This is a genomic window from Pseudomonas sp. SIMBA_041, from assembly GCF_046535095.1.
Taxonomy (GTDB): domain Bacteria; phylum Pseudomonadota; class Gammaproteobacteria; order Pseudomonadales; family Pseudomonadaceae; genus Aquipseudomonas; species Aquipseudomonas mucoides.
Genome location: NZ_JAWRXJ010000773.1, coordinates 1 through 245, shown reverse-complemented (window position 1 = coordinate 245; position 245 = coordinate 1). Strand labels below are relative to the sequence as shown.

Here is a 245-nt window from a genome sequence, read left to right as displayed (position 1 = left end):
GAAGTCGCGGGCGCACAGCAGCAAGCGGCGGCGTGCCCAGGCCTCGTTCAAGGGGCGGCTTTGCAGAGCCAGGTGCAGGTTGCGTTGCAGGGCCGCCAGGGGCACCAGGGCCAGCCCGGCGCCGCGGGCCACCATGCGCAGCACGGCGTCGAAGCCTTCGGCGCGGATGCGCAACTGCATGCGCCGGCCAAGGTGCAGGGCCTGTTCCTCCAGGTACACCGCCAGGGCGCTGTGGCTGGCCAGGC

At 73.1% G+C, this 245-nt stretch carries 1 pseudogene; it reads right to left on the bottom strand.

From position 1 onward, the window contains the following. Positions 1–245, bottom strand: a pseudogene (locus tag SB725_RS33205) (LysR family transcriptional regulator); the annotation flags it as partial.